The organism is uncultured Nitrosomonas sp. (assembly GCF_902826915.1).
Lineage (GTDB): Bacteria > Pseudomonadota > Gammaproteobacteria > Burkholderiales > Nitrosomonadaceae > Nitrosomonas.
Map to the genome: position 1 here is coordinate 1 of NZ_CADEGP010000078.1, position 12,088 is coordinate 12,088.

At 47.1% G+C, this 12,088-nt stretch carries 16 protein-coding genes; 6 read left to right on the plus strand and 10 right to left on the minus strand.

Annotation, left to right across the window (positions count from 1 at the left end):
- Positions 1-122: 122 nt before the first annotated feature.
- From rdgB to QZV86_RS11870, 4 genes are all read right to left on the minus strand, one after another.
- Positions 123-725 (minus strand): RdgB/HAM1 family non-canonical purine NTP pyrophosphatase, encoded by a 603-nt coding sequence (gene rdgB, locus QZV86_RS11855; RefSeq protein WP_295628377.1) that lies wholly within the window; start codon positions 723-725, stop codon positions 123-125.
- Positions 726-734: 9 nt separating this feature from the next.
- Positions 735-1,457 carry a ribonuclease PH gene (gene rph / locus QZV86_RS11860; RefSeq protein WP_295628379.1) on the minus strand — a complete coding sequence of 241 codons (723 nt, stop codon included), beginning with the start codon at positions 1,455-1,457 and terminating at the stop codon, positions 735-737.
- A 27-nt stretch (positions 1,458-1,484) separates the two neighbouring features.
- Positions 1,485-2,291: a type I methionyl aminopeptidase gene (map, locus tag QZV86_RS11865; protein WP_295628381.1), complete on the minus strand. Its 807-nt coding sequence runs from the start codon at positions 2,289-2,291 to the stop codon at positions 1,485-1,487.
- A 62-nt stretch (positions 2,292-2,353) separates the two neighbouring features.
- Positions 2,354-2,947 (minus strand): SPOR domain-containing protein, encoded by a 594-nt coding sequence (locus QZV86_RS11870; RefSeq protein WP_295628383.1) that lies wholly within the window; start codon positions 2,945-2,947, stop codon positions 2,354-2,356.
- A 138-nt stretch (positions 2,948-3,085) separates the two neighbouring features.
- Here QZV86_RS11870 and QZV86_RS11875 point away from each other — a divergent pair, with 138 nt between their 5' ends.
- A complete protein-coding gene (locus QZV86_RS11875; protein WP_295628385.1) occupies positions 3,086-3,766 on the plus strand; it encodes a c-type cytochrome in 681 nt (226 codons plus the stop codon).
- Positions 3,767-3,852: 86 nt separating this feature from the next.
- Here QZV86_RS11875 and hemL read toward each other — a convergent pair whose 3' ends face one another.
- Genes hemL through QZV86_RS11890 form a run of 3 tightly spaced genes read right to left on the minus strand, consistent with a single transcriptional unit; the run spans position 3,853 to position 6,659 of the window.
- Positions 3,853-5,133 carry a glutamate-1-semialdehyde 2,1-aminomutase gene (hemL, locus tag QZV86_RS11880; protein WP_295628387.1) on the minus strand — a complete coding sequence of 427 codons (1,281 nt, stop codon included), beginning with the start codon at positions 5,131-5,133 and terminating at the stop codon, positions 3,853-3,855.
- A gap of 49 nt (positions 5,134-5,182) precedes the next feature.
- On the minus strand, positions 5,183-5,830 hold the full coding sequence (thiE, locus tag QZV86_RS11885) for a thiamine phosphate synthase (protein ID WP_295628389.1): 648 nt from the start codon (positions 5,828-5,830) through the stop codon (positions 5,183-5,185).
- The gene (locus QZV86_RS11890) at positions 5,796-6,659 is read right to left on the minus strand and encodes a hydroxymethylpyrimidine/phosphomethylpyrimidine kinase (RefSeq protein WP_295628391.1); all 864 of its coding nucleotides are present in this window, start codon (positions 6,657-6,659) and stop codon (positions 5,796-5,798) included. The genes thiE and QZV86_RS11890 overlap by 35 nt, the downstream gene beginning before the upstream one ends.
- Positions 6,660-6,711: 52 nt before the next feature.
- Here QZV86_RS11890 and QZV86_RS11895 point away from each other — a divergent pair, with 52 nt between their 5' ends.
- Both QZV86_RS11895 and gloA read left to right on the plus strand, forming a co-directional pair.
- On the plus strand, positions 6,712-6,900 hold the full coding sequence (locus tag QZV86_RS11895) for a rubredoxin (RefSeq protein WP_292920032.1): 189 nt from the start codon (positions 6,712-6,714) through the stop codon (positions 6,898-6,900).
- Positions 6,901-7,296: a lactoylglutathione lyase gene (gene gloA, locus QZV86_RS11900; protein ID WP_295628393.1), complete on the plus strand. Its 396-nt coding sequence runs from the start codon at positions 6,901-6,903 to the stop codon at positions 7,294-7,296.
- Positions 7,297-7,334: 38 nt separating this feature from the next.
- Here gloA and QZV86_RS11905 read toward each other — a convergent pair whose 3' ends face one another.
- Together QZV86_RS11905 and apaG are read right to left on the minus strand one after the other, a co-directional pair.
- Positions 7,335-8,039, minus strand: a complete 705-nt coding sequence (locus QZV86_RS11905) for an SAM-dependent methyltransferase (RefSeq protein WP_295628395.1) — start codon at positions 8,037-8,039, stop codon at positions 7,335-7,337.
- Positions 8,040-8,096: 57 nt separating this feature from the next.
- The gene (gene apaG, locus QZV86_RS11910; RefSeq protein WP_295628397.1) at positions 8,097-8,480 is read right to left on the minus strand and encodes a Co2+/Mg2+ efflux protein ApaG; all 384 of its coding nucleotides are present in this window, start codon (positions 8,478-8,480) and stop codon (positions 8,097-8,099) included.
- Positions 8,481-8,634: 154 nt separating this feature from the next.
- Here apaG and rpe point away from each other — a divergent pair, with 154 nt between their 5' ends.
- The 3 genes from rpe to trpE are packed head-to-tail and all read left to right on the plus strand — an operon-like array spanning position 8,635 to position 11,560.
- Entirely contained in the window at positions 8,635-9,312 is a 678-nt protein-coding gene (rpe, locus tag QZV86_RS11915; protein WP_295628399.1) for a ribulose-phosphate 3-epimerase, read from the plus strand.
- 41 nt (positions 9,313-9,353) lie between these two features.
- A complete protein-coding gene (locus tag QZV86_RS11920) occupies positions 9,354-10,079 on the plus strand; it encodes a phosphoglycolate phosphatase (protein ID WP_295628401.1) in 726 nt (241 codons plus the stop codon).
- An 8-nt stretch (positions 10,080-10,087) separates the two neighbouring features.
- Positions 10,088-11,560, plus strand: a complete 1,473-nt coding sequence (gene trpE, locus QZV86_RS11925; protein ID WP_295628403.1) for an anthranilate synthase component I — start codon at positions 10,088-10,090, stop codon at positions 11,558-11,560.
- 61 nt (positions 11,561-11,621) lie between these two features.
- Here the strand turns inward: trpE and QZV86_RS11930 are convergent, their stop codons facing one another.
- Positions 11,622-12,029, minus strand: coding sequence for a hypothetical protein (locus QZV86_RS11930; RefSeq protein ID WP_295628405.1), 408 nt, complete (start codon positions 12,027-12,029; stop codon positions 11,622-11,624).
- Between the last annotated feature and the right edge of the window lie 59 nt (positions 12,030-12,088).

A 12,088-nucleotide genomic window follows, 5' to 3' on the forward strand; every position in this document is an offset into this window, starting at 1 on the left:
GGGATTCTTATTTAGCAGTGCATATCTGATTGCTGAATTTCTGAGTAAGCTCTAACTAAGAATTTTGTTTTTGCAAGGAATTACTCTGCGGAATCAAGAAAATTTTGTAAGATAATAGTTATTCAAAATTCCCCAGCACGTAAAATTTCCACCAAGTGCGCTAGCGCTTGGCCACGATGGCTGATACGGTTTTTTTGTTCTGCGGTTAATTCCGCTGCAGTTTTGCCGAAATCCGGCACAAAAAAATACGGGTCGTAACCGAATCCGCCCTCACCTCTTGGATGATCGATAATTTCACCGTGCCACGATCCGTCGACGATGATCGGCTGCGGATCATCGGCATGGCGCAGCAGCACGATCACGCAATAATAATAAGCACGCCGATCGGATTGATTTTTCAGCGTTTCGATCAATTTCAGGTTATTGCGTTCGTCAGATTTCGGCTCTCCGGCATAGCGTGCCGAAGAAACACCGGGTGCGCCATTTAACGCACTGACGCAAATCCCCGAATCATCCGCCAGCGCGGGCAACCCGGAGCAATGGCTGGCATGACGCGCTTTGACCAATGCGTTTTCGACAAACGTGCCGTAGGGTTCATCCACTTCGCCCGCATTAAAATCAGCTTGCGGCACCACTGCAATGGCCAACGGCTCCAGTAATGCGCTAATTTCACGCAACTTGCCCTGATTGTTGCTTGCGATCACCAGCTGCTTCAGTGTATTCATAATTGCCGATTATTTCGCCAGCAAAACTTCTCTCTGCAGCGCAATCAGTTCCTGGATACCCTGTTGCGCCATATCCAGCATCGTATCCAGCTCTTTGCGGCTGAAAGCGTTTCCTTCCGCAGTGCCTTGCACTTCGACGATGCCCAGATTTCCGGTCATCACCACATTCATATCCGTATCACACGAGGAATCTTCAGCATAATCCAGATCCAGCATTGGCACGCCTTGATGAACGCCAGCTGAAATCGCCGCAACATGATCCGTGATCGGCGAGGTTTCAATGAGTTGCTGATAAATCAATTTCTCGACCGCATCGTGCAGCGCTACAAACGCCCCGGTGATACTGGCCGTGCGCGTGCCGCCATCGGCCTGGATCACGTCACAATCAATTTGAATGGTGCGCTCTCCCAATTTTTTTAGATCCACCACGGCACGCAACGAACGTCCAATCAGGCGCTGAATTTCCATAGTGCGCCCCGATTGCTTGCCTTTTGCCGCTTCTCGCTGCATCCGGGTATTCGTCGAGGCGGGCAGCATACCGTATTCGGCAGTCAGCCAGCCTTGCGCCCGGCCTTTGAGAAAAGGAGGAACCTGCTCGCTGATACTGGCGGTACAGATCACTTTGGTGTCACCGAACTCGATCAATACCGAACCATCGGCGTGCTTGGTGTAATGACGAATGATTCTGACCGGACGGATTTGCGCCGGTGCGCGTTGATGGCTTCGTATCATGGCTGGAATTTTATCCCAAATGAGAACCTAGTTAGAAAAACGATAAGCGGGTTTACTCGGAGTGCCCGCTGATACGGTTAAAACGTCATAACCCTCTGCGGTCACCAAAATGGTATGTTCCCATTGTGCTGATAAGCTGCCATCCTTGGTGGTAACGGTCCAGCCATCGGGCAGATGGCGAATCGCCGCTTTACCCGCATTAATCATCGGCTCTACCGTAAAGATCATGCCAGGCTTTAATTCCATTCCGGTTCCGGGCCGGCCATAGTGAAGCACCTGGGGGTTTTCATGGAAATTGGCGCCAATTCCATGCCCACAAAATTCCCTGACCACACTATATCCCACGCCTTCCGCCAGTTTTTGAATGGCATGCCCAATATCGCCCAGATGCTTACCCGGCTTTATTTCATCGATACCTCGCCACATCGTTTCAAAAGTAACCTCACATAAACGCTTCGCTTGTATAGACGGCTCTCCAACGTAAAACATCCGGCTGGTGTCCCCATGATATCCCTCATAAATCACGGTAATATCAATATTAATAATATCTCCGTTCTTTAACTTTTTTTGCCCGGGAACACCGTGACAAATCTGATTATTCACTGACGTACAAATCGATTTGGGATAAGGCGTATGCCCTGCAGGCGCGTAATTCAAGGGCGCAGGGATTGTTTTTTGCACATCGACCATATAATGATGACACAGCGTATCCAGCTCCTCAGTGGCAACACCTGCCACGACATGAGGCGTGATGTAGTCAAGCACTTCCGCTGCCAGTCGTCCTGCAACGCGCATTTTTTCTATTTCTTGCGGTGTTTTTATCAGTACCGTCATTATTAAATTATTTGATTATTGAGTGATAAATTCTGAAATATCATTAATTCTTGCTGGGTATATTATAAACGCTCACACTTGCCTTGAACTAATTGCGTGTCATCAAATTGCTCAACTAATTTTTGCATCTGCTCCTTGATCGTTTGCGTCGGATTATGAATGATTATTTTTCTTAGCAAAACACTACGATCTTCTATCTTAGCATTGGAAACACCTTTTTTCTCGGTCTCTCTTAACTGCTTCAACGCATCTTTTTGGTCATAAAACATACCCAAAGAAACTGCATTCTTCCATTGCGTTTCATCTTTGACACGAAAACTAACAACACCAAGATTTCTTAATTTGTTAATTTCACGATTGGCAGCTTCTTTATTCGGGAATGGTGAAATATATAACCAAAACATAGTAGTACTACCTGATTCCTCCAGGCTATAAAGCAGATCAGGGAATAATTCCGATAAAACTGTCAGGGCATATTGTATTTGCTCTTCGTAAAAATCACTCCAGATCAAGCAATTTTCATGCGCTGAAACTAATACTATTTTTTCAGGATTCACTTGGGTCGGCATGAGTCCATTTTGCTCTTCAGAAAAGAGCTGACTGCCTATCACATAGGCTATATTCACTAACAGTAAAATAATAAAGATTATTTTCATTGAAAAATAAAATATTATAATTAACAAAGATCAGCTTAATTTTGTTGTTAACGTGGTTATGCCTTGTTAAAATACGCTGCTATTTTTCGAACATGTCTGGCAACTTTTGAAAGACCTTTAAAAAACGGAATAAGAAATATGAAAATGATTAAAATGACGATAATGCTCGCAGCATTTGCCATGGTTATGCCAATTTCGGCTGAAACCACAGAAGACGCTGCTCCGGCTGATGCTCCAGTCGCTTCTGCTGATGCTCCGGCTGCACCTGCCACAGTTGAAGAAATTGCAGCGGGTGTATGCGCTGGTTGCCATAATGCAGATGGTAACAGCGTTATTCCGATGAATCCTATCCTGGCCGGCCAGCATGCCGAGTATATCACCAAGCAGCTGATGGATTTTAAAGCAACCGGCGATGAGTCGCCTAAACGCAATAGCCCTGTTATGTCCGCCATGGTAGCAACGCTATCCGAGGAAGATATGAAAGCGCTTGGCGCGTATTATGCCAAACAAAAAACCACCACAAGCCAAATAGCAGCCGATGAGAAATTAGTTGAGGCAGGCAAAATTCTTTATCACGGCGGAAACCTCAGTGACGAAATTCCTGCCTGCGCTAGCTGTCACGGACCCACGGGTGCCGGTATCCCACCTCATTACCCTGCAATAGCCGGACAACATGCAGAATATACGATGATGCAGCTGGAGCTGTTTAACAAAGCCGAGCGAGGCAGCGATGATAATAATGTCATGCAGCAAGTGCTTACCCGCATGAATCCTCTGGAAAAGCGCGCCGTTTCGGCTTACATTTCTACTATGCGCTGAGTAGTGTTCCAATTAAAAAATAAAAAAGGTGGCGAGTGCCACCTTTTTTATTTTCACTTCGCATCCGTTATTAACAACAAACTGAACTACCAATGCCCGAAAATCTTTTCTGCCGCTAACAGCGTCTTATCCAATTCATTATCTCCATGCGCAGACGACACAAAACCCGCTTCAAAAGCCGAAGGCGCAAAATAAATACCTTCCTCCAGCATGGCATGAAAGAATCGATTAAAAGCTGATTTGTCGCATTGCATCACCTCGGTAAAGCTGCCGGGAATATTTTTATTAAAATACAATCCAAACATACCGCCAATAGACTGCGCACAAAAATCAATCCCATGATTTTTAGCTATAGAGGCAACACCACCGACCAATTGCTTCGTTCTGTTGGATAATTTATCGTAAAAACCAGGCACTTGAATCAACTTTAACGTAGCCAATCCCGCCGCAACGGCTACCGGATTACCCGACAAAGTGCCCGCCTGATAAACCGGACCCAGTGGCGCCAGGCACTGCATGATATCGCGACGCCCGCCAAATGCCGCCATCGGCATGCCACCACCGATGACTTTGCCCAATGTAGTCAGATCAGGTTTGATCTGGTACAACCCTTGCGCACCCCCCAGCCCGACACGAAACCCCGTCATCACTTCATCAAATATTAGTACACTGCCGCTTTGCGTGCACAATGTCCGAAGCTTGGTCAGAAAATCAGCTTGTGGTGCTATCAGATTCATATTGCCAGCAACCGGCTCGACAATCACCGCAGCGATTTCTTTGCCCCATTGGTCGAATGCGGCTTCAATGCCCGCTATATCGTTGTAGTCTAGAACAATCGTATGACCGGCTGTTTCCGCCGGCACTCCGGCGGAACTAGGATTACCGAAGGTTAATGCACCCGAACCCGCTTTAACTAGCAAGGAGTCATCGTGACCATGGTAGCAACCTTCAAATTTAATGATTTTACTTCTGCCAGTAAATCCCCGCGCCAGGCGGATGACGCTCATGCCTGCTTCGGTGCCGGAGCTCACTAATCGCACCTGCTCAATGGATGGAACCAATTGACAAATCAATTGTGCGATTTCCAGCTCCGCTTCAGTAGGCGCGCCAAAAGTTAAGCCATTCTGTGCCGCAGCCTGAACCGCCTTAATGACTTCCGGATGCGCATGACCCAAAATCAAAGGACCCCATGAGCCGACATAATCGATGTACGATTTACCGTCTGCATCCCAGAAATAGGCACCTTCGCCGCGCTGAAAAAAAACCGGCTCACCACCCACCGATTTAAACGCACGAACGGGAGAATTAACGCCGCCGGGAATATATTGCTGAGATTGTTCAAATAATTGATGATTACGTGAAGTCATTTAGTTACTCATAAAAAGAATTGATAAAGATAACCCGGATTAAAATGTATTACAGATTTTGTGTAAATAATTGCGCGTATTGCACTGCCCTAAGCTTAATATTTTTAGCCTGATACAAATCGCTGCAAACGGCAATAGCATCACAACCACTATCAATCACCATTGCAGCATTGGTCAACTGGATGCCGCCAATCCCGACAATTGACGTCGTTATCGTTTGTCTTACTTGATTGATCAGACTCATCGAAACCGGTGTCGCATCCGGTTTGGTCACTGAAGGAAAAAAAGCACCAAAGGCGACATAATCAACACCCTGTTCTCCTGCTTCAAGCGCAAGGTTGAGATTGTTATAACACGATGCGCCAACAATTTTGCCTTGCTTCAGCAATTTTCTCGCATCGGATATCGATATATCGCTCCGGCCCAAATGCACTCCGTCCGCACCAATCTCTATTGCAAGATCAATATGGTCGTTGATAATCAGAGGAGTTTCATACTTGCTGCATAACTGCAGCAATAAGCTGGCTTGCTTTTTACGTAAAACGTTATCCGCTGATTTATTGCGATATTGAATACATCGCGCCCCACCGACCAGAGCTTGCTGCGTCTTATCCAGCAGATCATGGGTATCCTCAGAATCCGGAGTTATCGCATACAACCCCCTAATTCTCTGGCTTTTCAACGACCGTATTGACATTTTCGTCTTCACTATCTGCAATATCTTTAACCCAGAAGAGCCGGTTGGGAATATATTGCCCCATACCGGGACGAAATCCGGCTTGCAGTGTATGCCAAGTGTAATCCTGCGCTTCTAAAACACTTTCGCTAATGGATAACCCGTTGGCCAACGATGCGGCGATCGCCGATGCCAGCGTACAACCCGAACCATGATAAGTATGCTCAAGCCGCTCCCATTGATCTGATCGCACAATGCCATCAACGTCAAACAAGGTATTCGTCACTTTCGCTGTATTCTCGTGCGTGCCGGTTATCAATACATATCCACATCCCATATCCAACAATCGATGCGCACAAACATTCAAATCCAATCTGCTTTCATTACCATCGCTATCCAGCTGTGCTAGATGTCTTGCTTCCAAACTATTGGGCGTTAATATCGTAACCTGCGGCAACAATAAATCACGCATCGCATCAATCATTTCTTCGTTAGCCAGCTCATCCCCGCGTCCGGAGGTTAATATGGGATCCATCACTAAAGGGATATGGGGATAATCAGAAATAACTTCCGCGATAGCAGCAATAATTTCAACGCTGCCCAGCAAACCAATCTTAAACGCATGAACCGGCATGTCTTCCAACACGGCTCGCGCTTGGTCTACAACCCATTCGGAATCCAGCGGCATTACTTCATCGACGCCTGCTGTATCCTGGACAGTTATAGCCGTCATGACGGACAATGGATGACAACCTAAACTGGCGATAGTCAACATATCCGCCTGCAGACCTGCCCCGCCACTAGGGTCATTGGCAGAAAAAGAAAGTACGATTGGGGGTGGCTGTAACATGCATTAATACCGTAAAATGTCATTTTAACCTAAAAGGACACTGCTATCTATCATGCCTACCGAAGAGAATGGTCAATATAATCGTTATATGTGCTTAATTTGCGGCTACATCTATGATGAAGCCTTGGGCTCTCCAGATGAAGGCATTGAACCGGGTACGCGCTGGGAAGATGTGCCAATCAATTGGACCTGCCCGGAATGCGGCGCACGTAAAGAAGATTTTGAAATGGTAAAAATTTAAATGCGTATCCTACATACAATGCTTCGGGTCGGAAATCTCGAACAATCACTGGCGTTTTATACGCAAGTTTTAAAAATGAAATTACTCCGCCGCAAAGATTACCCGGATGGCAAATTCACTCTCGCTTTTGTAGGTTACCAGGATGAAGCTAATGGTACCGTACTGGAACTGACGCACAATTGGGATACACCTTCTTACAACCTGGGCGAAGGTTTTGGTCATATTGCTATAGAGGTTGAGGATGCTTATCAAGCCTGCGAGAATACCCAGAAAATGGGTGGCAAAGTAACCCGTGAAGCTGGCCCGATGAAGCATGGCACGACAGTCATTGCATTTATCGAAGATCCCGACGGCTACAAAATAGAATTTATTCAGAAAAAGCATCCTGATCAATAATCACTCAGATTACCGGGTAACGCCCATACTGAAATCAGCTATCCCTGCAATAAAAAAATTGCCGGTATTTTATTGATGTCTGGCAGAGAACGTCGCCATTCTTTGATCGATTTAGTTGCAATCATTTCACGAACAAATGTCAGATCGGTTGCAACGCACAAGTCGGTATTGTCATTGCACACTTTGACGAGTTGCTCAAGTAATTTCTGGTTACGGTAGGGGGTTTCAATGAAGATCTGCGTTTGCTTCAGATTGATCGATATTTTTTCCAGTTCTAATATTTTACTCGCCCTAGCTGTGCTCTCAACCGGCAAATAACCATGAAAGGCAAATCGTTGCCCGTTTAAGCCTGATGCCATCAGCGCCAGTAATATGGATGATGGCCCGACCAAGGGCACGACAGGAATATTTTTTTTATGCGCCAGTCTGATGAGCCCGGCTCCAGGATCCGCCACTGCCGGGCAACCTGCTTCGGACAGCAAGCCCACATCATGCCCAGCCAAAATTGGATCCAGCAAAGACAACAAATCTTTTGCCTGCGTATGCTCATTCAGGGTCTGCATATTTAATTCCTGCAGAGGACATTTGCAATGCAACTGTTTCAGAAATTGCCTCGCCGTCTTAGGGTGCTCAACGATAAAATGAGAAATTTCCGCAACACATTGTTGCACTGCCACCGGCAACACCCAAGCGATATCGGTTTGACTGATTGGCGCCGGAATCAAATAGAGCTTACCTGTCATTGAAATGATGAAAGCTTTAAAGCATGACACATAACACCAGAACTAAAGTCAGCCACACTAATGCAACGTTCTGGGAACACTCAGGATAAACTCCGGTATGGCCACATCAAAATGAAAACCATCTTCAGCCGCCATCTGGTAGCTTCCTTTCATCGATCCAACTGAAGTAGAAATCACCGTTCCACTGGTGTATTCAAAGCTATCCCCCGGCTTGAGCAACGGCTGTTCGCCCACAACGCCCAACCCGCGTACTTCCTGAATAGTGCCATCACCGTTATCGATAATCCAATGCCTGCTGATAAGCTGAGTTGCCACTGCCCCCTTATTCGCAATGGTAATGGTATAAGCAAACACATGCCGATCCGATTCTTCATCCGATTGATCGGGCAAATATATGGTACGAACATTGATATCAATTTCATACTTCTTCTCTTCGGTCATCTTTTTGTTCCAAATTGTTTTACGTTTTCAACAGTAGTTTACCAAGAAACAGCTGTATGATTATCGGAAATATTATCCATTAACAATCACTCTTTTACGCGCAACTTGTCATTTGCGGTAAAATAACGGATTTGAATATTGAGAGGTTTTTTCCATGTACCGTCTAGCACCCAGCATTCTTTCTGCTAATTTCGCCCAACTGGGTCAAGAAGTCACCGATGTGATTGACTCAGGCGCAGATATTATTCATTTTGATGTAATGGACAATCATTATGTCCCCAATCTAACTATTGGCCCCTTGGTTTGCGAAGCTCTTCGCCCAGTCACTGATGCAATTATCGACGTGCATCTGATGGTACAGCCTGTAGATCGCATTATTCCTGATTTTGCCAAGGCTGGCGCCAATATCATTTCATTTCATCCAGAAGCCTCAAATCACATTGATCGCACCATCGGATTAATTAAAGAACAAGGCTGCAAAGCAGGATTAGTGTTTAATCCTGCCACATCATTGCACTATTTGGATCACGTGCTCGACAAACTGGATCTGATTTTGATCATGTCGGTCAATCCAGGGTTTGGCGGACAGAAATTCATACCTGAAGCACTGAACAAACTACGCGCTGTCAGAAAGCTTATCGATGCGAGTGGCAAAGACATTATGCTGGAAATCGACGGTGGCGTGAAAGTGGACAACATTGCCGAAATCGCTCGTGCCGGTGCCGATACTTTCGTCGCTGGTTCTGCGATTTATCAGGCTCGCAATGACTTTGATCCACATCGATATGACAGCGTCGTTGCTGCATTCCGGGCTGAATTAGCCAAAGCTTAATCAACCACAACTTTACGAAAATATCGCTTTCCACTATCCCAATGAATCCTATCTCTTCTGGCAACACAGCTTCAGCTAAAAAAATAACATCTCCAATAGCGATCAAGGTCATCATGATTGATCTGGACGGCACATTGCTCGATACCGCTGAAGACCTCGCCTTATCCGCAAACCTGATGCTGAAGGATCTAGGCATGCCAGAACAATCGACAGCAACGATTCGTTCCTATATCGGGAAAGGCATACAAAAACTGGTGAAACGCACATTAACCGGGCAACTGGATGCAGAACCCGATGCCGCTTTGTTTGCCAAAGCATTGCCGATTTACGAACAGCATTACGCCAACAATTTGAGTGTAAATACGCGCCCCTATCCTGGCGTTGTCGAGGGCATACAAGCCTTGCAGCAAGCTGGCTATAAATTGGCCTGCATCACTAACAAAGCTGAAGCATTCACCATACCGCTGCTGCATGCGACAGGATTATTTGAAAAATTTGAGATCGTTCTGTCAGGCGATAGCCTCCCCAAGAAAAAGCCGGACCCCATGCCGCTCATTCATATTTGCAAGCACTTCGATGCGCAGCCGCATGAAGTGCTGTTGATCGGCGATTCATTGAATGACGCAATTGCCGCCCGAGCAGCCGGTTGCCCTGTATTCTGTGTACCCTATGGTTACAATGAGGGGCGCGATGTATACGAGCTGGATTGCGACGCAATTGTTGAGACGCTGCTGGATGCATCAAAACTGGTTAAGAAAGTCGCTTAAAAACAAGAATGACCGAAGCCGAATTCAATCAGCTCGCGCAGCAGGGATACAATCGTATTCCCATAGTTCTGGAAACTTATGCGGATCTTGATACTCCTTTATCGATTTACCTGAAGCTGGCCAACCAACCCTATTCCTATTTATTGGAATCGGTGCAGGGCGGCGAGCGTTTTGGTCGGTTTTCGATTATCGGGCTACCGGCAACAACGCGCATGGTGGTGCACGAAGACACGATCACCATAATAAATCACGACGCAGTCGAAACCGTCACGGTTAGCGACACCCTGGCTTATATCGAATCCTATCTGGCGCGATTTAAAGCCGCTCCATGCCCGGCCGGAAATTCCCGCTTCTGTGGCGGCCTGGCTGGCTACTTCTCATACGACACTGTGCGCTACATCGAGCATAAGCTGAAAGGCCACACCAAGCCGGATAGCTTGAATACACCGGATATCTTGTTGTTACTGTCGGAAGAACTGGCCGTGGTAGACAACCTCTCCGGCAAACTCTATCTGATTGTTTATGCCGATCCGGCGCAGGAAAACGCATATCAAACCGGACGTCAGCGGCTCAAGGTCCTGCTGGCAAAGTTACGCCAGCCGGCAACGATTCCAACTGAACAAGGCGTTACTTCCGGCGCTGTGGTTGCGGAATTTCCTGAAGCAGCGTTCAAAGCCGCTGTTGAGCGGGCCAAGCGCTATATTTATGATGGCGATATCATGCAAGTAGTGTTATCGCAACGCACCAGCAAACCCTACACCGCATCGCCGCTGGCGCTCTATCGCGCACTGCGCAGCCTCAACCCTTCCCCCTACATGTTCTTCTACCATTTTGATGATTTTCATGTCGTCGGCGCGTCGCCTGAAATATTGGTGCGCCTGGAAGGCGACACGGTCACTGTGCGCCCGATTGCCGGCACCCGTCCGCGTGGCAAAACTCCCCAGGAAGACGCCGCATTGGCTGCCGATCTGCTAGCCGACCCGAAAGAAATAGCCGAACACGTCATGTTGATGGATCTGGGACGCAATGACATCGGTCGAGTGGCGCAAACCGGAACCGTCAAAGTCACGGAAAAAATGCAAATTGAAAATTATTCCCATGTCATGCACATCGTATCCAATGTGGATGGCAAACTAAAACCGGAACTCAGCGCGATTGACGTGCTGCGCGCCACATTCCCGGCCGGCACTGTAAGCGGCGCACCCAAAGTGCGCGCGATGGAAATCATTGACGAACTGGAAGTCTCCAAACGCGGCGTATACGCCGGAGCAGTCGGCTATCTTGGCTTTAACGGCGACATGGATCTGGCCATTGCGATTCGCACCGCCGTGATCAAGGATGGCCAACTGCACGTGCAGGCAGGTGCGGGCATCGTTGCTGATTCAATTCCTCAAAACGAATGGATAGAAACGCAGAATAAAGCCAAAGCCATTCTGCGCGCGGCAGAACTGGCCGAGAATGGGCTGGATAGTAAAGTCTGAGGAGCTTTTCGTGATTACTTGCTGCCAACTCAGTATGAACTCGTTTTTTAGATGAGTGCTCTCACGCTAAAGCGTCAATACCCGCATGCGTGAGCAACACATCCCGCGTTCTTGAAGGCTCAAACACCACATCAAAGCACCACTGACCAAAACCGCCCTGCTCATTCACTGTTTTGATCCAGATTGCCATTGCTGCACGCTTGACTTTGTTTTGCTCGTTGTCCACGCCTTTGACTTCCAGCACCAGTGTTTTGCCATTATTTAGCCGGATCAGATAATCCGGCACAAAATTGCGTGAAGAACCGCGCCATAAATAGCGAATGACAAAATCCAAGTGATCATTTTTAGCCCACGCCACCACTTGTGGAGCTTTCTCACAAAGATCCGCCACAACTTTTTCCCATGCACTATCGTATACCACATGACTAATTTGTGATTTATCAGTAGCCAGACAAGGTCTGGTTGTCATCCAGGGGAGCTATAGTCAAATCTGGTGTATGAGAATCAAGCGACCTGCTGTTTTTGATC

What these genes read in the sequence shown, in the direction of transcription:
- QZV86_RS11875 (WP_295628385.1), top strand. Translation starts at nt 3,086, where the DNA reads ATGAAAATGATTAAAATGACGATAATGCTCGCAGCATTTGCCATGGTT.
- apaG (WP_295628397.1), bottom strand. Translation starts at nt 8,480, where the DNA reads ATGACCGAAGAGAAGAAGTATGAAATTGATATCAATGTTCGTACCATA.
- QZV86_RS11870 (WP_295628383.1), bottom strand. Translation starts at nt 2,947, where the DNA reads ATGAAAATAATCTTTATTATTTTACTGTTAGTGAATATAGCCTATGTG.
- thiE (WP_295628389.1), bottom strand. Translation starts at nt 5,830, where the DNA reads ATGTCAATACGGTCGTTGAAAAGCCAGAGAATTAGGGGGTTGTATGCG.
- gloA (WP_295628393.1), top strand. Translation starts at nt 6,901, where the DNA reads ATGCGTATCCTACATACAATGCTTCGGGTCGGAAATCTCGAACAATCA.
- rpe (WP_295628399.1), top strand. Translation starts at nt 8,635, where the DNA reads ATGTACCGTCTAGCACCCAGCATTCTTTCTGCTAATTTCGCCCAACTG.
- QZV86_RS11905 (WP_295628395.1), bottom strand. Translation starts at nt 8,039, where the DNA reads ATGACAGGTAAGCTCTATTTGATTCCGGCGCCAATCAGTCAAACCGAT.
- hemL (WP_295628387.1), bottom strand. Translation starts at nt 5,133, where the DNA reads ATGACTTCACGTAATCATCAATTATTTGAACAATCTCAGCAATATATT.
- trpE (WP_295628403.1), top strand. Translation starts at nt 10,088, where the DNA reads ATGACCGAAGCCGAATTCAATCAGCTCGCGCAGCAGGGATACAATCGT.
- rph (WP_295628379.1), bottom strand. Translation starts at nt 1,457, where the DNA reads ATGATACGAAGCCATCAACGCGCACCGGCGCAAATCCGTCCGGTCAGA.
- map (WP_295628381.1), bottom strand. Translation starts at nt 2,291, where the DNA reads ATGACGGTACTGATAAAAACACCGCAAGAAATAGAAAAAATGCGCGTT.
- QZV86_RS11895 (WP_292920032.1), top strand. Translation starts at nt 6,712, where the DNA reads ATGCCTACCGAAGAGAATGGTCAATATAATCGTTATATGTGCTTAATT.
- QZV86_RS11930 (WP_295628405.1), bottom strand. Translation starts at nt 12,029, where the DNA reads ATGACAACCAGACCTTGTCTGGCTACTGATAAATCACAAATTAGTCAT.
- QZV86_RS11890 (WP_295628391.1), bottom strand. Translation starts at nt 6,659, where the DNA reads ATGTTACAGCCACCCCCAATCGTACTTTCTTTTTCTGCCAATGACCCT.
- rdgB (WP_295628377.1), bottom strand. Translation starts at nt 725, where the DNA reads ATGAATACACTGAAGCAGCTGGTGATCGCAAGCAACAATCAGGGCAAG.
- QZV86_RS11920 (WP_295628401.1), top strand. Translation starts at nt 9,354, where the DNA reads ATGAATCCTATCTCTTCTGGCAACACAGCTTCAGCTAAAAAAATAACA.